Genomic DNA, 22621 nt, shown 5'->3' with positions numbered 1-22621 from the left:
TTGCGCTCAAGTTCCAACCTCCAATTTGTGCAAGCGCAATTGCTCGGCAAGCATCAGACCATCTTCTCCGGCATCCCTTCGATCCGCGAGAGCGGGTGAGCCGCGCCTCTTGGCGAGCTTCTCGCCATCGTCATCAAGTACCAGTTTGTGGTGGTGCCAATCAGGCACCGGTAAGCCCAGCAGCCCTTGTATAAGGCGATGGATGTGGGTCGCTTCAAGCAAGTCCTCGCCACGCGTAACGAGCGTTACGCCATCCGCTGCGTCATCGAGCGTAACGGCAAGATGATAGCTGGCCGGCAGGTCCTTGCGCACGATCACCACGTCGCCTTGGAGTCTGGGGTCTGCGATCACACTCCCTAATCCAGAATCAACCCAAACAAGCTCGCCGACCTCCTGAAGCGCGCGCTCGATATCGAGACGCAGAGCAAAAGGATCACCGTCATTGGGCGATTTGATTTGTGACAGACCTCTGCTCGATCCAGGATAGACCAACCCGTCGGCCCCAACTCTTTTGGGCAATGCCGCGAGCTCTTTGCGGGTCAGTTTGCATGGATAGAGCAGCCCAAGTTCAAGAAGCGCATCAGCAGCCTGCGCATAGCTGTCCAGCCTGGTCGACTGCGCGGGTACTTCGATCCACTCGAGACCCAGCCATTCGAGGTCACGGCGAAACTCGTCCGCCATTTCCGGTCGAGAGCGTGGTCCATCAATATCCTCTATCCGCAGGAGAAACTCCCCGCCATTTGCACGGGCAAGATCGTGCGAGACGATCGCTGAATAGGCATGACCCAGATGCAACGGTCCATTGGGGCTCGGAGCGAACCGGGTGACGACCGGAGGAGGCGGAGATTGGTGCGCGCTCATTCCCTGAGCCATGCCACAGGACATATTATTGCGCCAATCACAGCTTCTCCACAGACTATCCCTGTGGATAGCCACAGTGTCACGCCTTTGACTCCCAACTGTGTCACGGCATGTTCGTGTCAATCAGGGAGGAACAAGAATACAGTGTTTCAAGCCGAACTGATCGAAAAGGCGGCGCATTTCCGCAGCGCTGAGGACGACCCGACACGCAATCTGTCGTCTTGTCCTGCGCTCGTGCTGAACGCTGACTACACCCCTTTATCCTATTACCCGCTTTCGCTGTGGCCTTGGCAGACCGCGATAAAGGCGGTGTTCCTAGACCGGGTTGATATTGTCGCGAGCTACGATCGGGAGGTGCACTCACCTTCGCTCGACATGAAGATCCCCAGCGTGATCGCGCTGAGGCAATATGTGAAGCAAAGCGAATTTCCCGCCTTCACACGCTTTAACGTCTTTCTGCGCGACCACTTCACTTGCCAATATTGCGGCTCGACCGAGAGCCTGACCTTTGATCATGTCATTCCGCGTCGCCTTGGCGGACGTACCACGTGGGAGAACATCGTCACTGCCTGCGCGCCGTGCAATATGAAGAAAGGCGGGCGAACCCCCAGCCAAGCGCATATGCCGGTAAAGATGAAGCCGATCCGGCCCACCAGCTGGCAGTTGCAACAGCAAGGTAAGCAATTTCCGCCCAACTACCTCCACGAAACGTGGCGCGACTGGCTCTATTGGGACATTGAATTGGAGGCTTAGCGTTAGGCCCTCAGCCCTCCAGCACCCGTGTTTCGGGGTGATGCTTGTCGAGGTACTTCTTGATAATCCGCAGGTTGCGCGTGTTTGAGCGGAACACAAAGTCCGCTGCGTCACCAACCAGCGGTACCGCGCCCAAGACCGCATCAAAAGCTACATTCGCCCCCATACGGGTTAGGTGCCACTTCGACATCTTCAGATTGCGCGCTTCCCAAACGATATAGGCGCCCAAGGCGGTTGTGATAATGTCGCCAAGGATCGGGACAAGGCCCAAGAGCGCATCCAGTCCAATCGGGACATTCGTGCCGGGCACACGGATGCTGCGTTCGAGCAGCATTTCCATCGCTTCGACGCGTGCACGGACCGAAGCCGGGTCACTACCGGTGGAAAGCGTCAGGCCAATAACCCGCGCTTCGCCGAACTGGCCTTGCTCAAAATGAGCGTCATCCATGCGAGACGTGCCGCGTGTCAGACCCTCTCCCAAAGGATCAATAGGACCGCTGCTTGATGGGCTGGGGAAGCCATCGCGACCATTCATAATGCTCTCCTTTCCCCATTATGTGGTGGGCTCAGACAGCGGGAACAAGGGGTGTAGGCCCCACGGGTTTGCTTGATAGCCATTCACAGCCCCACGAACGAGCGACCAACGGACGGGTGCTCCAAAGGGAATAAACACCTCTGTTTCAACCAGTTGGGCATGTGCCTCGGCTAGCAGGGCCTGTTTCGCGACAGGGTCACGTTCAGTAAGCGATTGGCGGACCAATTCATCGGCTTCTTCAGAGCAAAGCCCGACATCAATCGAGCAATTGAGTTGATTCAAGAACCAACGGGGAGACGAATACCGTGCCAGCCGGTCGCGCAGCTCAAGCTCTGCCGACTCGTTCATTCCAACCCTGATCGCGGTAACGCCGATCGCTTCCCATGCGCTTGAAACCTGCTCAAAAAGCAGGTCACTCCCAGGACCGGGCGGCAAGCCAACGCGCAATTCGGCGGGATCATCCCGGCCAGCGCGCCACTGTGCAATCCGTCGGCGCGCGATGCCGCGGCGTTCCTCAATGGTCTGGCCGCTCCAGCGATTTGCTGGATACGGGGCGGCGGCAAACAGGTTGTTGGGCACGATCCATGTGGTTTCACTCCATCCCCCCAGGCTGAAAGGTTGAATGAGCTCACTCCGGTCAATCGCCATGGAAAGCGCCTCACGATTGGCCGGATCGGCGAGCAACCCGCTGTCGCTGCGGAAAATGAGGCCAAACAGCCCGAGTGCTGGATCAACTTGAACGGTACCGCGTGACAAAGGTCCCAACTGCGCCATCGGGAAGGTCGCAATTGTGCCGTTCAGCAGCAGATCCACCTCTCCTTCAGCGAAGGCATCCACAGCGGACTGACCCGGCATTCCTCGAACCGTAAGAGTGCGCGCTAAGCTCTCCCAATCCTCTCGGGCAGGAAGACCGCGAGCTTCCGGGGGAAGAGCGCTTAAGCGCGCCAGATCGGTCTCGAGATCACGCGACAAGATCATCGGTCCGGACCCACCACCCCGCATTGAGAAACTAAGCTCTGGCTGAGCCAGCAGACGCAAAAATTCAGGCATCGGGCTCGACAAGCGAAGCTCGACCACCCTGCCAGTCATCGCTCGGACGTCGGTGACTTTGGCAAGGTCGAGGCCGAGAGTTGTTCCGTCGAGCTGATTGATGAGGTCGAGCAGGATGCGGCGAACATCAGCAGCAGTGATCGGCTCACCATCCGGCCAATTGGAATCACGGAGGCGGAAAATGTAGCTCATCCCGTCTTCAGTGACGATCCAGCGCTCCGCGATGGCAGGGATGACCTGTCCGTTTGGGTCGAGCGCAACCAAGCCTTCATGCGTTGCAGCGCGCACATGCTGCGCCCCCGGCGACAAGCGCACGCCCTGTTGGAACAGCGAGGTGGATTGGCCAAATATGGCGACGTTGACCGGCCCCTGATCGGCAGATGAGCCGCAGGCAGTGGTCAGGACAACAGCAAGGAAGATCGCAAAGATTCGCCGCACGAAATGCTGATAGCAGCTTGCGGCGATCAGGTCAGCGCATCTTGAACATCAGAATGTGTCAAAACCCGACTAGGCAGGTTCAGACCTTGCGCAGCGGCACGTCCTTGGGCGGCGGCGGGGCGCGATGGGCATAGGACATCGTTCCTTGTGTCGCAGGATCGCCCACAACGTCGTTCGAAGGTTTACGCGCACGCTGCGAATCAATTTCCTCATCAAAGGCGATACCAAAGCGCTGGTCCTGAACCCACGCAACGCTGCCCATGACAGTGCCGACATTGCGCAGCTCGACTTCCACGCGATTGCCCCGAGCAACCGGCGCCGGGCCTTCGCCCATCATTCCGCCATCGGAAAGGTTGCGCACTCGCACACGATGCTGGTCGCTTTTCTGCTCCACACGGACACTGGCGAGCAGAAAAAGACTGTCGCGGGACACGCTTCTTGTCTCAAGACTCGTCATTGCATCTATACTCCTGGACCCTTATTCGGCCGGGCTTTCAAAACAAGAGCACGGCTTTTTGTCTACAGCTTAGCTAGCTGAACGGGGTAAATGAGCTGTAAAGCTTTGGTCGAAATCGGCAGTAAAACGTGTTCACGTCCCATTGCGGGACGGCTTGAGCACAGGCGTTAAAGAAACGACTTTGATCGGGGCCGGACTAATCGTCGCGAGAGACCTTTTCACGCCGCTCGTGTGCTTCTTGAGCCTCAACGGTCATAGTCGCAACGGGACGCGCGATGAGCCGCTTTAGGCCAATCGGATCACCCGTCACTTCACAATAGCCATACTCGCCTTGATCGATCCGGCGCAGCGCGGAATCGATCTTGGAAACAAGCTTGCGCTGACGGTCGCGTGTGCGCAGCTCAATTCCCCAATCGGTCTCACTTGATGCGCGGTCATTCAGGTCTGCTTCGCGGATCGGACCATCTGCTAGCGACTGCAGCGTCTGTCCTGCTGCGTCATGGATCGAACGCTTCCATTCGATAAGAAGCATTTGAAAATAGGCGAGTTGCTTCTCGCTCATATACTCCTCGTCATCGCTGGGAACGTAGTCCTCAGCGAACAGGCTTTTCGCCTTTTCGAGAATTTCAATTTCGTCAGAAGCAGCAGATGCCATGTGGTCCTCTAATCCCAAAAAACCTCTCGCTCTGGTCAATCCAACTCCAGAGCGCGAATGTCTCCCTGGCCCACTTGCCTAAGGCAAGCCCTTGCTCAGCCGCGCCTATAGGCAAGCGATCATTGAGCCGCAAGTCAGATTGCGAGACATGTGCCGATAATCGCCAATCAAAGCTTACCAGAGACCGAACCAGACACTCTCCACCCTCGCAAAACCAAAAAAATTAATCATCGCGTTAACCAATTGTTGACCATGATCCGAGAGGTCTGGAGCCGGATGATCCGCACATGGCCCAAGAGGGGGACTTGGATCGAGGGGTAAACGGGGAAGTGAAATGGAATTCAAACCGGTAAAATCGAACGAAGCCACGATCATTGCTGAAGGAACAGTCGATCTCGCGATTGCAGGCTATCTTGCTGAAGCTGCGAGCGGGGACACTTCTGCGCTGTTCAATTTGGGAGTGGCTTACTCGACCGGATCCGGCGGTGTCGAATGCGATCTGGTCGAAGCGCATAAGTGGTTCAACATTGCCGCGTCACGTGGTCACGAGGAAGCCGGCTGGTGCCGCGCGGATGTTTCAGATGAGATGACGGCCCGCGAGATCGCCGAAGCCCAGCGCCGCGCGCGTCGCTGGTTGGCAGAAGAGCGCCACGCAGCGTGAGCTCTATTCGCTCTTCTTGAAAGGCGTTCTGTCATCCAGAAAGATTTGGTCGGTCGCGACGCCTTCGCGCTCTCTATCGAGAAAGTCCGCAACCGCTGCTCGGAAGCCAGGATCAACCAGATAATGAGCTGACCATGTCTGCACCGGCTCATAACCACGCGCGAGCTTGTGCCCTCCTTGAGCCCCTGCCTCGACTCGCGGCAATTTGCGCTCAATCGCGATGTCGATAGCTTGGTAGTAGCACAGTTCGAAGTGCAAGAAGCGCACGTCGCGCGAGCAACCCCAGTATCGGCCATAGATGGCGTCCGCGCCAACGAAGTTGAGCGCTCCGGCAATTGGCTCGCCCTTATCACTCGCAAGGATAAGGACCATGCGATCCCCCATCCGTTCGCCCAGAAGAGCGAAGGCTTCACGCGTAAGGTAGGGCGTGCCCCATTTTCGTGCGCCCGTATCTTGGTAGAACACCCAAAAGGCGTCCCAATGGTGTGGCTTGATGTCATCGCCGGTTAGCCGCTCGATCATCAACCCCTCCCGCGCTGCCGCCCGCTCCTTGCGCAAGTTCTTCCGCTTGCGCGATGCGAGCGCATCAAGAAAGCAGTCAAAGCTTTCGTATTCACGATTGATCCAGTGGAACTGGATATCGCTGCGCATCAACCAGCCATTTTCCTCAAAGAGCGCGGTCTGTTCCGGCTCGATGAAGGTGGCGTGAGCGCTAGAGAGGCCATTTTGCTCGCAAACGACTTCCGCGCCTTTGAGAAGGTGCGGCGCGAGTGCAGGATCTGACAGGAGCAGGCGCGGACCATTGGCCGGTGTGAACGGTGCAGCAATTTGAAGCTTGGGATAGTAATTTCGCCCGGCCCTGTGGAGCGCATCCGCCCAAGAGTGGTCAAAAACATATTCACCCTGGCTGTGACCTTTTGCATAACTTGGCATGGCGGCAAGCAAGCGGTCGTTGGCATCAGTTACGCAGATCGGGGCCGGATCCCAGCCTGTACCCTCGCCCACACTGTTGGAATCCTCTAACGCAGTCAGAAATTCATGTGAAATGAAGGGGTTGCGGTCTCCGCCCAGCGCATTCCATTCATCAGCTCTGAAGTGCCCCACGGCCGGCGCCAGCCGGACCGTCAGATCACCAGGAATTCCATCAGGTGAGGTCACGCAAGCCCCTCGCCCTCGGATATCATGGCATCGACTTCTGACTTGGCGCGATCGCGGAATTCAGCAGAACGGATCGTCCAGCTAAGCAATGGGCGTCCATTCTCACGCCACGACGATGTGATGGCATTGGGCAGATCACGAATGTCCATCGCGAGAAAATCGGGCTGTGCTGCTTCAAGCGCGCCGGGCGCTCGCCAGGCGCTCAAGAAGCCCATGTCGAGCGTGTCGGTGCAAACCAAGCCGCGGGCAGTTTCGGGTGAATTGGCTGCGAACCATTGGCCCACACGCGGGTCGAAGCTCATCACCGCGTGATTGCCATCGTATCCCGCCAACACCTCTGCTGTGCAAAGGCAACTGCGTTCCACATCGTAGTCGGGACGCGATTTGATCTCGATCAGAATAGGCACTTTGCCCGCGACCTGAGCGAGCAAACTTCCCAGACTGGGGATATGATCCATGCTGTCTTGCAGTCGCATTTTGGCCAGCTCGTCAGCCGAGAAGACCTCGGTCAGACCAGAGCCATCGGTCAGCCGGCCAAGCTCCCAATCGTGAAAGACCATAGGCTCGCGATCTAGGCTGCGCTGAATGTCGCACTCGATACCCATGCCGGCGGCCATCGCGGCCTTCATCGCGCTCAGTGAATTCTCAGGCACCCCGGGTGAATGGAGGCCACGATGGGCGTACTCCCATTTGGTCAGCCACGCAGGGGCAGGACGCTGGGTCATGCAGACAGGGCGATTATAGCATCGACTTCGACCGCCGCTCCAAGGGGCAAGACCGGCACGCCAACCGCAGCGCGTGAGTGCCGGCCATTCTCGCCAAACACTTCGAACATCAGGTCCGAAGCGCCGTTGGCTACCTTGGGTTGGTCGGTGAACTCTCCTGTCGAGCTGACAAAAGCGCCAAGCTTCACCACTCGTTCGACTTGCTCCAGCACACCGGCGGCCTTGAGCTGAGCCAAGATCATCAATCCGCAAGCGCGCGCCGCTGCCACACCGGCCTCAAGATCGACATCCTCTCCCAGCCGACCGCTAACAAGCGCCCCGTCTACGAAAGGCAGTTGGCCAGAAACATGCGCCATGCCGCCATGGACTACGACGGGCATGTAGCTCGCCACCGGAGCGGCAGCCTCAGGCAGGACGATGCCGAGTTCATTCAAGCGGGCTTCAATAATCATGCGTCAACCTCCTCCAAACGGTTCTTGAGCCAGGGCAGAGCCTCAGACCAGACGTCAATCCGAGCGTCAGCATGGCCTGCTCTATGCGCGCAATCGATGGCAGACGAAATCATCGGTTCACCGCAGAAATGTAGGCGCACAACATGGGGGGCAGCTTCTTTGACGGAAAGGTGATGCTGGGGAAGATCATCGATGAACATCGCGCGAGTGGGTGAATACTCCTCCAGAATGTTCCGCAGGGCCGGTCCCTTGGGACCTTGGTTCGTGTAGACGCGGGCGTTGAGACCATGGGCAGCCAATTGCTCTGCGCGCATATCGCGGCGGAAATCGACAAGGTTCGTCAGCACCACCACATCTGCGTGTTCGCTAAGTTCATTGAGCGCTTCAATCGCCCCATTAATCGGCTGCTGACGGGGCATTTCTGTGTCAAAAAACCCGCCCAGCATTTGCCATATCTCCTTTTGATCAAGGAATTCGCCGTTCTCGCGCCAACGCATGGCCTTCCCGAAATCGCCGCCTGACAGGTCAAACAAGACACCCTGACTCTCCTCAAGCCAGTCCTTGAAGGGAGAGACCATGTGCAAGATGACCTCGTCACAATCGCTGATAATGAGAGGGCGGGTCATTAGGAGAGGTCCTTTCGGGCAGAGATAAGTTCTTCGGGCGTTACAGCTAACTCTTCAGCTGCGCGCAGCAGATCGGGTTCGTGATTGGCAAGAAAGTCGAGCGCAGAGCCCAAGACTTGGCGATCGTCCAGACCAGCTCTGAGGGAATCTGGGTCAAGGCCGGTAAGCGCAAGGTATCGCTCCGCCCGATCCTCATCCTGCATCATCCAACCAATTGCGGCCAGAGCCAGAGTCGCGGCACGGTTGTCCGCGTTGCTGGAGTTGTTCTCGCCAGTAGGGTCAGAGGAAAGCGGGATTGTGATGGCCTCTTAACAAGGGTTGGTCTAATGCGCAGGGCTAATACACTAACAGCTCTGATCAATGATGGTGCCGTGTGTCAAAACGAATAATGGTTGTCGAGGACAACGATCTCAACCGCAGATTGTTCTGCGACGTGCTCAAAGCCAACGGATTTGAGGTTGATCCTGTGGCCGACGGACACTCAGTCCTGGACACAGCGCGGGGGTCGTCACCCGATTTGATCATTATGGATATCCAGTTGCCAGGTGTTTCGGGGGTAGATTTGATCGCAGAGGCGAAGAAGGACGCGTCGCTCCAAAACATTCCGGTACTGGCTGTTACCGCCTTCGCTGCACAAGGGGATGAGGAGCGGATCCGCTCTGCCGGAGCGGCAGGTTACCTTGCCAAGCCAGTTTCCATCATGCCCTTCATGAACGCGGTGAAAGAGCTTCTTCCCGACTAGATGCTTGTCTCACACACCGTCCACCACCACATATCCGCCAGCCTAGGAGCCCTGTTCTTTGCAGCGGGTCCAAATGCAGGCTACATGGCGCAATCCCTTTCTTAAGAGCAATTTTCCTTATGACCGAAGCCGAAGTCGACACCCGCATCCGCGCCCTGATTGAACCTTTCAACAAGAAGGGTGTTGAAATCAGCGACGCGACAACTTTTGCAAATGATCTCGAATTTGACAGCCTAACCGTAATGGACTTCGTAGCTGAGATTGAAGATGAATTTGATATCATCATCAGCATGAACCAGCAGGCCGAAATTGAAACTTTTGGCCAGTTGATCAAGGCTGTGCACACAATGCAGGAAAGCTGACAGAGACCTCCATGACCGACGCTGTGACCAAGACTGCGCCAAAGGGCGACCTGTTCTCGAAATTTGATCCGATAATTGAGACGCGTGAAACGCTGCTCGCGAGCGGTGTTGAGGATCCCTTCAACCTAGTGATGGAAAAGGTGCTCTCGCCTACCCGTGCAATTTGCAATGGGCGCGACACAATTCTGCTTGGCACCTATAACTATATGGGCATGACGTTCGATCCGGATGTGCTCGATGCAGGTCGTGATGCGCTTACGAACTTCGGTTCAGGGACGACTGGTAGCCGTGTCCTCAATGGCACTTACCAAGGCCACAAAGAGTGCGAGGATGCGCTCAAAGAGTTTTACGACATGGACCATGCAATGGTCTTCTCGACCGGGTACCAGGCCAATCTCGGGATCATTTCGACTATTGCCGGCAAAGGCGATTACATCGTCCTCGATATCGACAGCCATGCCTCGATCTATGACGGCTGCGCGATGGGCAATGCCGAGATCGTGCCATTCCGTCACAATGACATTGAGGCGATGGAGAAACGATTGCGGCGCATTCCCGAAGATGCTGGAAAGCTCGTGATCCTTGAAGGTGTCTATTCGATGCTGGGCGATGTTGCGCCGCTCAAGGAAATGATCGCCATCGCAAAGAGTTACGGCGCTATGGTGCTGGTGGATGAGGCTCACTCGATGGGCTTTATCGGCGAGAATGGGCGCGGCGTGGTTGAGGAGCAGGGCGTCATTGATGATGTCGATTTCATCATCGGGACCTTTTCGAAGAGCGTTGGCACGGTTGGCGGCTTCTGCGTTTCCAATCACCCCAAATTTGACATCATGCGGTTGGTCTGTCGGCCATACGTTTTCACGGCCAGCTTGCCGCCGAGTGTGGTGGCAACGGCGGCGACTTCTATTCGTAAGTTGATGCACGGCGCGAACAAACGCGCGCATCTCTGGGAGAACTCCAAGCGGCTACACGCAGGCCTCACGCAGCTGGGCTTCCAACTCGGTACAGATGAGCCACAGAGCGCGATTGTGGCGGTGATCATGCCTGATCTCGAACACGGCGCTATGATGTGGGAGGCGCTCCTAAAAGAGGGCCTCTATGTCAACCTCGCAAGGCCGCCTGCGACACCAGCCGGTATGACCCTTTTGCGCTGCTCGCTTTGCGCGGAGCATTCGGCTGAAGAGGTCGAAACTATCCTTCAGATGTTTGAGAATGCCGGTAAAGCGGTTGGGATTATTTCCTGACACCTATTCGTTAGCCGAATTGGTGATAAGCAGCTCTGTCGCGAACCACCTACGATTGGGCAGTCAAATCCGGCTCGCTCGCCTCAAGGTTAGCGCAAGGGCCTCCGTCGCTATCGCTCCCACCCAGTTGGGTGATGGCCAGAAAGCCTCCAATCACGAGCAGTACGAAGAGAGTCGTAACCGTGCCGAGGTATTTGTCGATTATCGCCTTGATCGGTCGACCAAAGAGCTGAAACAGCACGCCTACCGTGACAAAAATCAAGGCGCGGCCGACCAAGCTAGCCAAGAAGAAGGGCAGAAGGTCCATTCTCAGGAAGCCGGCAGTGATGGTCAGCAACTTGAATGGCACCGGCGTCGTGGCTGCGATTGTGACTGCATACGCACCGTACTGATCGAAAGTGCATTCGGCGGCAGGTACACTGTCGAGCAAGCCGATAAGCGCCAGAAGGGGCTCACCGATCAACTCTCTGAAGAAAAAGCCAATCGCATAACCAAACAAACCACCTGCGACGGAGGCCATGGTTGCAATTAGCGAGAATCGCAGGGCTTTCTTAGGTTCCGCCAAACACATCAAGCCAAGCAGTGGATGAGGCGGGATGGGAAAGAAGCTGGCCTCAATGAAGCAGAAGAAGGCCAGCCACCAGACAGCTTTCGGGTGGGCAGCCTTGTCCATCGTCCATTCGTAAAGTGCGCGTAGCCAAGCCAAAGCAATTATGCTCCCTGAACACGAGAATACGGCGAAGTAGGGCAGCAACCTTCCGCTTGCAAGTTCTGACTGTTTGAACCTATTTGGTGATGTTGCTTGACATTGTAACACTCTTTAGGTACAAAAGAGCAACATCGGAAAAATGTGATTCGGGAAAAGCGCTTCGATGCCATCGGAAGGGCGGTATCCGCGAATTGGGATGGCCGCCTTCTTCCGCACTGTCTGGGAGGACAGCCATGACAAGCACGCAAACACATAGAGAAGGCGAGCAAGGCACGTTCAATCAAAAGAAACGAGAGCTGTTTCTGGCCAATCTTGCCGAAAGCTCGAACGTAAAGCAGTCAGCAGAAAGAGCCAGCATCAGCTCAAGCACAGCGTACAAGGCTCGCCGGGAAGACCCGGAGTTTGCCCGCCAATGGCTCGCCGCGCTCTACGAAGGCTACCTCCATCTTGAAATGGAGGTGCTGCGCAGATTGCGCGAAGGCGATATGCAAGCTGGTGAAGCGACAAAGTATGACTTTGCCAACGCCACACGATTGCTCGCGGCGCACCGCGACAACGCCGCTCGCGCGCATGCAGAGCAGCGCAATGTCAGTGCCGCTGAAGTCCGCACATCAATCGATCGCAAGGTGAAAGCATTGCGCGACCAAGTGAGGGCCGAACGACAGCGAGCCAACTCGCCTGATGGCCGAAAAACGTGAACGCCGATCTCGATTGGCTGATCAACGAAGACCCCAAGACAATCAAGCGCGTCGTAGGCGCACTCAACCAAGTGGAACGCAACGAATTTGCCTATCACTGGCAAATGCAGGCCCGAGAAGCACAGCTGCCACCTGCTGGGAGCTGGCGCACTTGGCTGATTATGGCTGGGAGAGGATTTGGCAAGACGCGAGCAGGCGCAGAATGGGTCCGAATGATCGCCGAAGATCACAGTGAGGCGCGCATCGCTCTTGTAGCGACTTCACTGGCTGAAGCGCGAGCAGTCATGGTTGAAGGAGAGAGCGGCATACTCGCTTGCTCTCCGCCGGATCGAATGCCAATTTTTGAGGCCTCTCTGAAGAGGGTGCGGTTTCCCAATGGAGCTCAAGCGCGGCTCTATTCGGCGGCTGAGCCAGAATCCTTGCGAGGCCCGCAACACAGTCACGCCTGGTGCGATGAACTCGGCAAATGGCCGATCTCACACAACCGGGCGATGCGCACATGGGACAACCTGTGGATGGGCCTTCGCATCGGCGAAGACCCCCGCGTCGCGGTTACAACCACGCCGCGCCCTGTGCCCTTGGTGCAGCGACTGCTTGAAGCGGAAACTTCGCTGGGCACCGCAGTCACGCGCGGTTCAACCTTCGACAACGCCGCCAACCTTCCAAGGAAGTTCCTTGAGGCGATCGAACAGGAATATGGCGGCAGCCAGCTCGCGCGGCAGGAGATTGCGGGCGAGATGCTGCTCGATATTGAGGGTGCTCTTTGGTCACGCAGCGTGATTGAGAGCTCCCGGGAATCGGAGAAGAAAGCTGAACCGCTGCGAGTAGTCGTCGCAGTTGATCCGCCGGCTTCGGCCAATGGAGATGAGTGCGGCATAATCGTTGTCAGCTTGGGTGACGATGGAATTGGCCGAGTGCTAGCAGATTGTTCTGTAACGCGTGCTCAACCTGATGTTTGGGCCAAAGCCGTCGCCACAGCCGCAGAGCATTGGCATGCCGACCGCGTCGTGGCGGAAGCGAACCAAGGCGGCACTATGGTCGAAAGCGTGCTGCGGGCCGCCGACGCACGGCTTCCGGTAAAGCTGGTCCACGCCACCCGCGGCAAAGTCGCAAGAGCAGAACCTATTGCGGCGCTCTACGCCTCAGGAAGGGTGCGGCATTGTGGGGTTTTCCCGCAGCTAGAAGACCAGATGTGCGGCCTGATGATCGGCGGTGAATACGCAGGTCCAGGTCGCTCTCCAGATCGGGCGGATGCGTTGGTCTGGGCCTTGAATGAACTGATGTTGGGGCCGACAGCCAGGCCCAGCGTGCGCCCACTGTAACGCACCTTCAAACCAAAGGAATTGCAATGGCATTGCTCGAAAACCTGCTCTCCGCCTTCAAAGGCGGGGAGAACAACCGTGTGCCGCTTTCGCAAGGGATGCTGCAGGGTTGGACCCCGGCGTTCGCAGACCATGCGCCTGCGCGCGGGTATCAATATGATCGGGCAATCCGTGAGGGCTTTCTCTCAAATCCGATCGCTCAGCGTGCGGTCCGGATCGTTGCCGAGGGCGTTGGACAAGCACCAATTTCGTGCACCAACGACGAGTTGTTGGCCTTGGTCACTGCGACAAGCGCGGGCCAATCGCTGATCGAAACACTCTCCGCACATATCCTGCTCCACGGCAATGGCTTCATCCAGATCGTCAAAGATGCAAGCGGCAAGCCCGTCGACCTCTACGCTCTGCGCCCCGATAGAGTCACAGTGTCGGTCGGAGCTGATGGCTGGCCGTGCGCCTATGAATATACGGTATTGGGGGAAACCATTTCCATCCCGATTGAGGATGATGAGGGCTGGCCCAACATCATCCAGATCAAGGCAATGCACCCTCTCGATGATCACCTTGGGGCAAGCGCCCTCGCGGCGGCCCAACAAGCCGTTGCCATCCACAATGCTGCGAGTGAATGGAATCGATCTTTGCTTGAGAACGCAGCACGTCCATCAGGCGCATTGGTCTATGAAACCGGTGATGGTGCAGGCCTGACGCAAGAGCAGTTTGATCGGCTCCGCAACGAATTGGAAACCGCGTTCTCTGGCTCCAGGAACGCAGGTCGACCGATGTTGCTCGATGGTGGCCTCAAATGGCAGCGCATGGCTATGTCTCCGGCAGACATGGACTTCGCGACGCTTAAGAGCGCCGCAGCACGAGAAATCGCGCTTGCTTTTGGAGTCCCGCCGATGCTGCTCGGACTGCCTGGCGACAACACGTACTCAAACTACCGTGAAGCCAATCGAGCCTTGTGGCGCCTGACACTGCTGCCGTTGACTGAGAAACTCTATGCCGCGTTGCAAGAGGGCCTGTCGCCCTGGTTCCCTGACTCCGCGCTGACCGTCGACTTAGATCGGATTACAGCACTATCAGAAGATCGCGAAAGGCTTTGGAAACAGGTTTCAGACGCTGAATTCCTAACCCGCTCAGAGAAGCGTCAGCTGCTCGGCTTTCCCGCTGAGGAGGAACAGCCATGAAACACGAAGATACACTCGCAAGCTTGATGGCTCAGGCCAATGAGCAAGGGGCCGATCTTGTCACTTTGCGTGCGATCGTTGAAGAAACCAGCGAACTTGCTGCGAACCGCGTGCTCGACCGACTTGGGCTGGCCGACGCCGGCGCTGAGGGCGACCTCGATGAATTGCGTGAGCTCCTGCAAGCCTGGCGCGATGCCAAAGCGAGTGCCTGGCAGGCCTTTATCGAATGGGCTGTTCGCGCCCTTCTCGCAGTGCTGCTGATCGGCATCGCGGTACGGCTTGGCGTGTGGGAGATGCTGTGATGGCAACCTCGCAGTACACTCGCTTTGCAGGCTATGCCGGGCTGTTCGATGTTCCTGACGCGGACAAAGATATCATCCGTCGTGGCGCTTTTGCTGCGAGCCTCGCCAGCCGCAGAGACTCCCCTGCCGCTGCTGTGGCAGCATCGGCCAGACCAGAAAATCGGCGAAATCGAGAGTGTCTCGGAAGACGAGCGGGGACTGCGCGTGGTGGCCCAGATAACTCGCCCATCAAGCCGCGGGGCGACGATGCTTAGCAAGCATACCGTAAGCGGCCTTAGCTTCGGCTACCGCGCTCGCAAAGCGCGCTATTCCGATGCTGGACGCGAGCTACTCGAGATCGATTTGTTCGAGGTCAGCTTGGTTACCCACCCCCTTCAATTCGGCGCCCGCGTGCACTTAACCAGCTGACCAGCAACCCTCTTTTCCACCCCACGGGCCGCCATTCGGAGCGGCCTTTTTCATGCCCAATAGAAAGGCCCACTACCCCATGGAAAACATCACTCAAGTACCCACTGACATGCCCGATGATGCGATGGAACAGAGCTTTGACATCGTCGCCCGCCAAGATCAGGCAGAAGCCGAAATTGCGAATCTGCGCACCGATGTAGACGAAGTGAAAGCCCGTCTCGACAAGGTTTCGCGCGCTGCTTCGCGTCCGGTCATGGGTGGCGCACCTGCCAAGGCCGAAGAGGTCAAAGGCTTCGTTGACGGATATCTGCGCCGTGGCCGTGAAACAGAGGTCAAGTCGATCAACTCCGTCTCACCCACCGACGGCGGCTTTGCCGTTCCGCAAGCGATTGATTCCACCATCGCACGTGAGCTTGCAGAGATCAGCCCGATCCGCTCGCTCGCCCAAGTCGTCCAAACCGGCACTTCTGGCTATCGCAAACTCGTTTCCACAGGTGGCACGGCATCGGGTTGGGTGAGCGAGACCGCCGCTCGACCTGAAACGGACACGCCGAACTTTGCTGAAATTGCACCTCCCTCCGGCGAGCTCTTTGCCAATCCGGCAGCAAGCCAAGCAATGCTTGATGATGCCGCGTTCGACCTTGAAAGCTGGCTAGCCAATGAAATTGCCATCGAGTTTGCTCGTGCGGAGGGTTCTGCCTTCGTCAACGGCACTGGCAGCGACCAACCAGAGGGTTTCCTGAGCGCAGCCACGAGCACCGCAGAAGACGGCGTGCGCGCTTTCGGTGAGGTCCAGTATATCGGATCAGGCGATGCAAGCGGCTTTGATGCAGCTCCCGATGCAAAGCTTATTGACCTCATCCATGCTCTGAAAGCGGGTCACCGCCAGGGAGCGAGCTTCGTGATGAATTCATCGACACTCGCATCGGTGCGCAAGCTGAAGACAGCCGATGGCGCATTCCTGTGGCAGCCAGGCCTCGTTGACGGTCAGCCTGACCGCCTGCTGGGATATCCAGTGGTCGAAGCCGAAGACATGCCAGATGTCGCAGCTGGTGAGTTCCCGATCGCATTCGGGAACTTCCGGCACGGATATCTCATCGCCGAGCACAGCGCGACCCGTGTGCTGCGCGATCCGTTTACGAACAAGCCGTTCGTCCACTTCTACGCGACCAAGCGTGTGGGCGGTCAGGTTCTCGATTCAAACGCGATCAAGCTGCTCAAGATCGAAGCCTAATGAAGGTTAGGAGCGCCCTTTGGACGCTCCTTTCCTGTCCCCAGTAGGGTTGAGCCCCCTTCCTCCCTTACTGGTACCTCGCACCCGCGCCGCCGCAATGTCGCTCCGATGGGCTTCAAGTCCTCGGGCGCTTTGCCGATGCGGCGCGGGTGCACCTTCTTTTGCGACACTTATCCTAGTGGGAGACCGCTATGCGGCGAACAATTGTGGAGCCAGCCGATGTGACCGGCGATGCTCTAAGCGACCTCAAAAGCTGGCTCGGCATTGCCCGCCCCAATGAAGATGATCTTCTGGTCGATCTGCTTCAGACGGCACTTGCAACATGCGAAGCCTACACCGGCCAGACGCCCTTGTCTCAGCTTGTGGACGAACGTGTTGCGATCAAAGCGGGTCAAACCATTCTCACGACGCGGCCAGTAACAGCCTTAGCGGCAGTCGAGATCGTGGCTCAAGATGGCACCCGTACAGCCCTCGACACTTCGGAGTTCGAATTCACGATCGAAAGTCCGGGCACCGCTTGCTTCACGCTCCTTTCAAATGTCGAAGGCCAAGCGCTCGCCGTACGCGTCCGCACCGGGCTTGCGGGAGTATGGAACGATGTTCCCGCGCCCCTCAAGCAAGGAATAATCCGTCTTTGCGCTTTTCAATATCGTGACCGCGATAGGACGGGTGGCAGCAAGAATGCGAACCTTCCTCCTGCAAGCGTGGGTGCCCTCTGGCGCCCTTGGCGCGATGTAAGACTGGCATGATCGAGGCCGTTGCAAACACCGGCGCCCTCATCGGCAGGATCAAGAGGCGGGCAGAACAGTCCGCTCGTGACTATGGCGCGACAATCTTGAGCGACCGTCGATCCGAATTGGCCGCTTCACGAATGAAGTGGCGGTCCGCTGCGGCCTTGTGGCCGGACCTCGAACAGGAATGACATTATGGAAAATTCCCTCCGCGCAGGGCTAATTGACTGGCTCCGCAGCGACCCCGAGCTCGCCAGCATCAATGCAATCGAGGAAGAAGCACCCGTCACCGCCAGTGCGCCATGGGTAGGGATCGCTGCCAGCGCATCGACGGATTGGGGCACCAAAGATCGCCGAGGGCGCGAAGTGCGCATCGCGCTCGAACTGGAAAGCCGAGCCGATGGGCCAGATGCCGATGCGGCGTTAGTTGATGCCATAGAACAGCGCGTCTGCGATCTGCCTGCGTTTCATGCTGGCTTCGAAGTGTGCTCGATCCGGTTCCTTCGCGCTCGCAGCGAAGAACGCGAAGGCAATCTTCGCGGCGCACTGCTTGAATTCCGCTTCCGGATCTTCGCACCCCTAACCTGACCATCAATCTGGAGAAACGACTATGCCCGCGCAAAATGGGGCCGCATTCCTGCTCAAAATCAGCGATGGCGGCTCGCCCGTCACCTATGAGACTGTAGCCGGACTGCGTACCACTCAAATGACCATCAATGGCGATCCTGTCGTAGTCACCCACAAGGAATCGGGTGGTTGGCGAGATTTGCTCTCAGGCGCCGGTACTCGCTCAGTTTCTGTTAGCGCTGCAGGGATATTTTTGGGCAGCCAAGCGGAAAGTTCTGTACGAGCCCATGCGCTGACTGGAACCGTGGATGACTATGAGCTCTCGTTTGAAGATGGCGAGCGACTGCAAGGCCAATTCCTTGTCCAACGCCTCGACTATTCCGGTGATTTTAACGGTGAGCGGACGTACACAATGCAGCTGGAAAGCTCCGGCCCGGTCACTCCCGCATGACCAAATCCGCTAACGCTCTGAGGGGCGAGACCAGGTTCGAACTGGGAGATCAAAATCTTCTGCTTCGACCGAGTTTTGAGAATCTCGTCGCTGCTGAAGAGGAGATCGGCTCGCTCTTCGCGCTGGTTGAGCGCGCCTCAGAAGGCGGACTGACCTTGGCGGAAATCACCGCGTTGATCTGGCATTGCATCGAGAATGAACCAAAGCCAGCGCGCGATGAGGTGGGCGCAGCGGTGCTCAACCGCGGCTTAGTCAACGCGACGGCTCCGGTCCGTGCAATTCTATCTCAGGTCTTGCAAGGCCGCACCTGATGGTTGCGCATGAGGCTGACTTTCGAGCCTCGGTCAGCGTCTGGTGGCATGTCTCAGCGCGGGTGCTCAATTGGCGTCCAGCCGAGTTTTGGCAAGCAACGCCGTGCGAACTGCTCAGCGCAATTCAAGAACCCGACCTAATTGGCGCAGGCGCAGGCCCAAGCCGAGATCTAATCAACTCAATGTTGGAGCGCGATCGACATGGATCCGAACTTTGAAGAACTCGTCATTGACGTGCGAGCCACCACCCAAGGGTTTTCCGCGGACCTAGAAAGCATGCGCGGAGCGCTGGACAACTCATTGCTCGACGGCTTCGGCAGAGCAGGTGATATCCTCGAAAACGGGCTGACGTCGGCGCTACGGCGCGGATCATTGGGCTTTGATGATCTGAAGCGTGTCGCTTTTCGCGCGCTCGATTCCATCGCAGCCCATGCCATCCAATCTGGCATCGGATCCGTCTTTGGCGGGACCTCTGGAGGGTTCAGTGGCCTAATTGGACAGTCGCTTGGCGCCCTTCTCGGCTTGCCGGGACGCGCAACCGGGGGGCCGGTCTCGCCAGGTCGAGGCTATGTCGTGGGAGAGAATGGCCCAGAGCTTTTTGTGCCAACCAGTTCCGGTCGGATCGCCCCCAATCTTGGCACGGCTAGCGGATCAGGCCGCGATGTCCGCGTCGCGATCCAATTGACCAGCCCGCGTGGCACCTCCGCGCCGACTGCGATGCAACGATCATCTCGCCAAGTGGCAAGTGCCGTGCGTCGAGCGATCCAGGAAAGCTAAGGCGGGCGAAACATCATGGCATACTACCTCGCCACTGAGCGAACAGGTCAGGAAACGAGTTTCATCCAGCGGTTCGACCCGCGGTTTTGGACAGTCAACTTCCCGCGCCCAGCGATGGCATCTGTCATCACGACGAGCGCAACTTCACTGCAGGTTGATGTTGAGCTCCACCATGAGGGCGAGCTTGTCGGGCTGATATGGGACAGCATTGACAGCCTTGATCACCCCTTGCTCGCATATGAGACCAATCGAGATTACTCGAACACCAGCTTGAGCTTTCGGTGGCAATCGACAGGCATCATCCCGCTTGATGGGATCAATGGCCCCACTTTGACGATCGAAGGCAGGGACGTGACTGGAAGCCCGCAGACGTGGTTTGTGAGGCTTTGGAATTATGCCACAGGCTCCCCTACTGATGCGACGATTGTACTTCCGTTCTCTCAGCTTGAAAGCGGCTTCAGTCTCCCGGGCACTCCGATCAATCCTGCTGACATTGATCGTATGTTCATCTCTCTCGTTCCCCCTGGCTATGTGCCAGGAAGCACCGCGCCGTTGGCACAACGGTTCAATGGTCAGGTCACCATCGCCAATATCGTAGCCGATGGTCAGCAAAGCATGCTGGAGATCGGTGATGTGCGCTTGCCGATGCATGGCGAACGTATGGCGACCGCTTATGATGACGGTTACGATCAAACTCCTGCGCGCCTGCTGCGCGGGGTAGTCGGCCTCGGCTACCGGGAAGACATAATCCACTACGTCGGGATGAGCCACTTCATGCGGCTGTCACAGCAATCCGGTGGCCTGCTTGCAACCCCCAACGGCGAACTGCGTGAACCGGCCACACAGTGGCACAACAACTTCTTTGAATTGGCGTCTGAGAACGATCTCGAAGTGATCGCTTCGATCTCCTACGAGCTCTTCGATCAGTATTGTCCAGATGACTGGAAGCAGCGCAGTGTCGCAGGCGATCAAGCACTGACTGGATGGGTTCCGCCATCCACCCTTCTTTCGCCTGCCAACTCGGCTGCAATGGCGTGGCTCCAATCGAGCGCAGGTGCATTTGTCGCGTTGCTCGAAGGCGCGGGCCTACCGGTGCGGTTTCAGATTGGAGAGCCATGGTGGTGGACCACACAAGAAGGCGAGGTCTATCTCTATGACTCAGCGGCGAGGGTGGCCTTCGGTGGCAATCCGCCAGAGATCGCCGACATTCGCCAACCCCTGAGCGCCGCAGAAACCGACCTGCTGGACGCAGCAGGCGCTCTGCTGGCCCAGTCAACCGCCGACCTAACCGCCAGCGTGCGCGCTGCGGCCAGCTCTCCCGCCGAGGTTTTGCTGCTCGCCTTTACGCCCACGATCCTCAATCCAGACACGCCGGAGATGTACCGCGCTAACCTTCCTGCAGGTTGGGCAAGGCCAGCTTTCGATAGGCTTCAGGTCGAAGACTATGATTGGCTGACGGCCGGCGCGGATGCTTTGCGACGGGCCGCATACGTTTTCGTCGATGACCGCCTGCAATATCCCGTTGAAGAGCAGGATTACCTTTCTGGCTTTGTTTTGGACCCAGCCGATGCCGAGGAATTCTGGGCCCGGATCGATGCTGGGCTCGACGAAGCAGCGCTGCGCGGTGTGGAACGCCGCTATGTCTGGGCGCTGCCACAGGTCAATCGCGACGGTTACACTCGACTTCCCTCAACAGCGGAGGATCCCATGGACCCTTTTGACGATGTCCTTTACCCTTTTCACCTCGGGCGAACGACTTCGGTAGGCCCCGAATTCTCCACCACTGTCTCTGTCACAGCCTCAGGCCATGAACGTCGCAATTCTTTGTGGTCAGATGCGCGGGTACACTTCGACGTCGGACCTGGGATCCGGTCAGAAGATGAACTGTCAGAACTGATCTCTTTTTTCCGTGCTCGCAGAGGTGCAGCCAAAGGGTTTCGACTGCGAGACCCGTTCGATTTCAGCACCAATGCCATGACCGAAGCGCCAACCATGCTCGACCAATTGATTGCGGTTGGAGACGGATTGGCGGCAGATTATCAATTGGTGAAGACCTATGGATTCACCGATGACCCACAAATCCGCCCAATTACCCGGCCACAGGCCGATAGCTTGCTTGTCAGCGTTGGTGGAGCACTCACCCAAGATTGGACCTTGGGTGAGAAGGGCCTGTTGATTTTCAACGTCGCTCCGCCAGAGGGCGCTGAGATCAGAGCCGGCTTCTTTTTCGATGTCCCCGTGCGTTTCGCTGAAGACAGAATCGATATCTCGTGTGTCAATTTCGAAGCTGGCGAAGCGCCGAGTGTGCCTCTGATAGAGCTTCGGGAAGAAATCTGATGCGGGTGTTCTTCGACCGCGAACTCGACAATGCGGCAACTTTTTGGCGAGTTTTCAGGCGCGATGGCGTCGCGATGGGATTTACGAGCCATGATCGCGAACTGGTTTTCGGAGGACTCGCTCACCGCTCGGCACCTGGGATGGTGCCATCAGCTATTCGAATGACTTCGGACCTCTCAGAGGACAGCGCTGGCGTGGAAGGCGCGCTCAGCCACGACACGATCCGCTCTGAGGAACTTGCTGCGGGGCTGTATGACCGAGCTTCCATTCAGATCGGCATTGTCGACTGGGAAACGCTTGAGAACATTGTGCTGTACTCTGGAAGCCTTGGGCGTGTGGAGGAGAGCGGTACTGGCTTCTCGGGCGAGCTAAGATCCGCAAAACAGTTGCTAGAGCAAGACCTTGTCCCACGCACCAGCCCAACCTGCAGAGCAAATTTTTGTGGCATCGGATGTGGCTTGTCGGCGGCGCGTTTCACAATTCGCGCTGCGCTTTCGGATGTCGACTTCGATCTTAACCGAGCTCGCTTTTCGGGCATCGCCCCTAACGATTATGTCGATGGAGTGATCCGTTTTCTAGCGGGCCCCCAAACAGGTTTGTCGTTCACTGTCCTGAGTTCCAATGCGGGTTGGCTGACGCTCGACCAGCCGCTCTCAGATGGCCTAACAGTTGGTACATCAGCTGAACTTCGAATGGGTTGCGATCATACACTGACCACATGTGCCAACCGTTTTGACAATGCGATCAACTTTCGCGGAGAGCCTTTTCTTCCAGGCAATGATCTCTTGGCGCGATACGGTCAGGGTGCAGGGTGATACCTTCTGCAACTGGCCAAAAATTGGCCCGGGCAGCAGCCAACTTCGTCGGGACC

At 57.6% G+C, this 22621-nt stretch carries 30 protein-coding genes; 19 read left to right on the top strand and 11 right to left on the bottom strand.

Annotated features, from left to right (window positions below):
- Nucleotides 1-6: 6 nt before the first annotated feature.
- Nucleotides 7-861, bottom strand: coding sequence for a tRNA glutamyl-Q(34) synthetase GluQRS (gluQRS, locus tag AC0V6X_RS14600; RefSeq protein ID WP_486185270.1), 855 nt, complete (start codon nucleotides 859-861; stop codon nucleotides 7-9).
- 144 nt (nucleotides 862-1005) lie between these two features.
- Here gluQRS and AC0V6X_RS14595 point away from each other — a divergent pair, with 144 nt between their 5' ends.
- A complete protein-coding gene (locus AC0V6X_RS14595) occupies nucleotides 1006-1614 on the top strand; it encodes an HNH endonuclease (RefSeq protein WP_486185269.1) in 609 nt (202 codons plus the stop codon).
- 10 nt (nucleotides 1615-1624) lie between these two features.
- Here AC0V6X_RS14595 and AC0V6X_RS14590 read toward each other — a convergent pair whose 3' ends face one another.
- The 4 genes from AC0V6X_RS14590 to dksA all read right to left on the bottom strand — a co-directional run bounded on the left by AC0V6X_RS14590 (nucleotide 1625) and on the right by dksA (nucleotide 4749).
- Nucleotides 1625-2149, bottom strand: coding sequence for a DUF4112 domain-containing protein (locus tag AC0V6X_RS14590; protein WP_486185268.1), 525 nt, complete (start codon nucleotides 2147-2149; stop codon nucleotides 1625-1627).
- A gap of 18 nt (nucleotides 2150-2167) precedes the next feature.
- The gene (locus tag AC0V6X_RS14585) at nucleotides 2168-3637 is read right to left on the bottom strand and encodes an ABC transporter substrate-binding protein (protein WP_486185267.1); all 1470 of its coding nucleotides are present in this window, start codon (nucleotides 3635-3637) and stop codon (nucleotides 2168-2170) included.
- A 79-nt stretch (nucleotides 3638-3716) separates the two neighbouring features.
- Complete coding sequence (locus AC0V6X_RS14580; protein ID WP_486185266.1) at nucleotides 3717-4070, bottom strand: PilZ domain-containing protein; 354 nt, start codon at nucleotides 4068-4070, stop codon at nucleotides 3717-3719.
- Nucleotides 4071-4290: 220 nt separating this feature from the next.
- Nucleotides 4291-4749, bottom strand: coding sequence for an RNA polymerase-binding protein DksA (gene dksA, locus AC0V6X_RS14575; RefSeq protein WP_486185265.1), 459 nt, complete (start codon nucleotides 4747-4749; stop codon nucleotides 4291-4293).
- A gap of 334 nt (nucleotides 4750-5083) precedes the next feature.
- Between dksA and AC0V6X_RS14570 the strand changes: the two genes are divergently transcribed.
- A complete protein-coding gene (locus AC0V6X_RS14570; protein ID WP_486185264.1) occupies nucleotides 5084-5410 on the top strand; it encodes an SEL1-like repeat protein in 327 nt (108 codons plus the stop codon).
- A 3-nt stretch (nucleotides 5411-5413) separates the two neighbouring features.
- On the opposite strand, the gene AC0V6X_RS14565 is transcribed toward AC0V6X_RS14570, so the two are convergent.
- The 5 genes from AC0V6X_RS14565 to AC0V6X_RS14545 are packed head-to-tail and all read right to left on the bottom strand — an operon-like array spanning nucleotide 5414 to nucleotide 8667.
- On the bottom strand, nucleotides 5414-6568 hold the full coding sequence (locus tag AC0V6X_RS14565) for a GNAT family N-acetyltransferase (RefSeq protein ID WP_486185263.1): 1155 nt from the start codon (nucleotides 6566-6568) through the stop codon (nucleotides 5414-5416).
- Nucleotides 6565-7293, bottom strand: a complete 729-nt coding sequence (locus AC0V6X_RS14560; RefSeq protein WP_486185262.1) for a glycerophosphodiester phosphodiesterase family protein — start codon at nucleotides 7291-7293, stop codon at nucleotides 6565-6567. Before AC0V6X_RS14560 ends, AC0V6X_RS14565 begins: the two co-directional genes overlap by 4 nt.
- A complete protein-coding gene (locus AC0V6X_RS14555; protein WP_486185261.1) occupies nucleotides 7290-7745 on the bottom strand; it encodes a RidA family protein in 456 nt (151 codons plus the stop codon). Before AC0V6X_RS14555 ends, AC0V6X_RS14560 begins: the two co-directional genes overlap by 4 nt.
- Entirely contained in the window at nucleotides 7742-8371 is a 630-nt protein-coding gene (locus AC0V6X_RS14550; RefSeq protein ID WP_486185260.1) for an HAD family hydrolase, read from the bottom strand. Before AC0V6X_RS14550 ends, AC0V6X_RS14555 begins: the two co-directional genes overlap by 4 nt.
- The gene (locus tag AC0V6X_RS14545; protein WP_486185595.1) at nucleotides 8371-8667 is read right to left on the bottom strand and encodes a DUF3572 domain-containing protein; all 297 of its coding nucleotides are present in this window, start codon (nucleotides 8665-8667) and stop codon (nucleotides 8371-8373) included. The genes AC0V6X_RS14550 and AC0V6X_RS14545 overlap by 1 nt, the downstream gene beginning before the upstream one ends.
- A gap of 77 nt (nucleotides 8668-8744) precedes the next feature.
- On the opposite strand from AC0V6X_RS14545, the gene AC0V6X_RS14540 reads away from it, so the two are divergent.
- The 3 genes from AC0V6X_RS14540 to spt all read left to right on the top strand — a co-directional run bounded on the left by AC0V6X_RS14540 (nucleotide 8745) and on the right by spt (nucleotide 10719).
- A complete protein-coding gene (locus AC0V6X_RS14540; protein ID WP_486185259.1) occupies nucleotides 8745-9113 on the top strand; it encodes a response regulator in 369 nt (122 codons plus the stop codon).
- A gap of 119 nt (nucleotides 9114-9232) precedes the next feature.
- Complete coding sequence (locus AC0V6X_RS14535) at nucleotides 9233-9475, top strand: acyl carrier protein (protein WP_486185258.1); 243 nt, start codon at nucleotides 9233-9235, stop codon at nucleotides 9473-9475.
- 11 nt (nucleotides 9476-9486) lie between these two features.
- The gene (gene spt / locus AC0V6X_RS14530; protein WP_486185257.1) at nucleotides 9487-10719 is read left to right on the top strand and encodes a serine palmitoyltransferase; all 1233 of its coding nucleotides are present in this window, start codon (nucleotides 9487-9489) and stop codon (nucleotides 10717-10719) included.
- A gap of 49 nt (nucleotides 10720-10768) precedes the next feature.
- Here the strand turns inward: spt and AC0V6X_RS14525 are convergent, their stop codons facing one another.
- Nucleotides 10769-11392 carry a YqaA family protein gene (locus AC0V6X_RS14525; protein ID WP_486185256.1) on the bottom strand — a complete coding sequence of 208 codons (624 nt, stop codon included), beginning with the start codon at nucleotides 11390-11392 and terminating at the stop codon, nucleotides 10769-10771.
- Between the two features lie 122 nt (nucleotides 11393-11514).
- Between AC0V6X_RS14525 and AC0V6X_RS14520 the strand changes: the two genes are divergently transcribed.
- From AC0V6X_RS14520 to AC0V6X_RS14455, 14 genes are all read left to right on the top strand, one after another.
- A complete protein-coding gene (locus AC0V6X_RS14520) occupies nucleotides 11515-12126 on the top strand; it encodes a hypothetical protein (RefSeq protein ID WP_486185255.1) in 612 nt (203 codons plus the stop codon).
- Nucleotides 12123-13448 (top strand): DNA-packaging protein, encoded by a 1326-nt coding sequence (locus tag AC0V6X_RS14515; protein WP_486185254.1) that lies wholly within the window; start codon nucleotides 12123-12125, stop codon nucleotides 13446-13448. The genes AC0V6X_RS14520 and AC0V6X_RS14515 overlap by 4 nt, the downstream gene beginning before the upstream one ends.
- A gap of 26 nt (nucleotides 13449-13474) precedes the next feature.
- Nucleotides 13475-14632 carry a phage portal protein gene (locus AC0V6X_RS14510; protein ID WP_486185253.1) on the top strand — a complete coding sequence of 386 codons (1158 nt, stop codon included), beginning with the start codon at nucleotides 13475-13477 and terminating at the stop codon, nucleotides 14630-14632.
- Nucleotides 14629-14934, top strand: coding sequence for a DUF6127 family protein (locus AC0V6X_RS14505; protein ID WP_486185252.1), 306 nt, complete (start codon nucleotides 14629-14631; stop codon nucleotides 14932-14934). Before AC0V6X_RS14510 ends, AC0V6X_RS14505 begins: the two co-directional genes overlap by 4 nt.
- Before the next feature lie 33 nt (nucleotides 14935-14967).
- Nucleotides 14968-15342 (top strand): HK97 family phage prohead protease, encoded by a 375-nt coding sequence (locus AC0V6X_RS14500; RefSeq protein ID WP_486185594.1) that lies wholly within the window; start codon nucleotides 14968-14970, stop codon nucleotides 15340-15342.
- A gap of 79 nt (nucleotides 15343-15421) precedes the next feature.
- A complete protein-coding gene (locus AC0V6X_RS14495; protein WP_486185251.1) occupies nucleotides 15422-16576 on the top strand; it encodes a phage major capsid protein in 1155 nt (384 codons plus the stop codon).
- Nucleotides 16577-16767: 191 nt separating this feature from the next.
- Nucleotides 16768-17325, top strand: a complete 558-nt coding sequence (locus AC0V6X_RS14490; protein WP_486185250.1) for a head-tail connector protein — start codon at nucleotides 16768-16770, stop codon at nucleotides 17323-17325.
- A 177-nt stretch (nucleotides 17326-17502) separates the two neighbouring features.
- Nucleotides 17503-17895, top strand: coding sequence for a DUF3168 domain-containing protein (locus AC0V6X_RS14485; RefSeq protein WP_486185249.1), 393 nt, complete (start codon nucleotides 17503-17505; stop codon nucleotides 17893-17895).
- Nucleotides 17896-17917: 22 nt separating this feature from the next.
- Nucleotides 17918-18325, top strand: coding sequence for a phage major tail protein, TP901-1 family (locus AC0V6X_RS14480; RefSeq protein WP_486185248.1), 408 nt, complete (start codon nucleotides 17918-17920; stop codon nucleotides 18323-18325).
- Nucleotides 18322-18636: a gene transfer agent family protein gene (locus tag AC0V6X_RS14475; RefSeq protein WP_486185247.1), complete on the top strand. Its 315-nt coding sequence runs from the start codon at nucleotides 18322-18324 to the stop codon at nucleotides 18634-18636. The genes AC0V6X_RS14480 and AC0V6X_RS14475 overlap by 4 nt, the downstream gene beginning before the upstream one ends.
- Nucleotides 18636-18854: a phage tail assembly chaperone gene (locus AC0V6X_RS14470; RefSeq protein ID WP_486185246.1), complete on the top strand. Its 219-nt coding sequence runs from the start codon at nucleotides 18636-18638 to the stop codon at nucleotides 18852-18854. Before AC0V6X_RS14475 ends, AC0V6X_RS14470 begins: the two co-directional genes overlap by 1 nt.
- Nucleotides 18838-19413: a tail tape measure protein gene (locus AC0V6X_RS14465; RefSeq protein WP_486185245.1), complete on the top strand. Its 576-nt coding sequence runs from the start codon at nucleotides 18838-18840 to the stop codon at nucleotides 19411-19413. The genes AC0V6X_RS14470 and AC0V6X_RS14465 overlap by 17 nt, the downstream gene beginning before the upstream one ends.
- 15 nt (nucleotides 19414-19428) lie before the next feature.
- The gene (locus AC0V6X_RS14460; RefSeq protein WP_486185244.1) at nucleotides 19429-21750 is read left to right on the top strand and encodes a DUF2460 domain-containing protein; all 2322 of its coding nucleotides are present in this window, start codon (nucleotides 19429-19431) and stop codon (nucleotides 21748-21750) included.
- Nucleotides 21750-22565: a DUF2163 domain-containing protein gene (locus tag AC0V6X_RS14455; protein WP_486185243.1), complete on the top strand. Its 816-nt coding sequence runs from the start codon at nucleotides 21750-21752 to the stop codon at nucleotides 22563-22565. Before AC0V6X_RS14460 ends, AC0V6X_RS14455 begins: the two co-directional genes overlap by 1 nt.
- Nucleotides 22566-22621 lie beyond the last annotated feature (56 nt).

Source organism: Erythrobacter sp. S267 (assembly GCF_057365045.1).
This window is presented reverse-complemented; position numbering and strand designations above follow the sequence as displayed.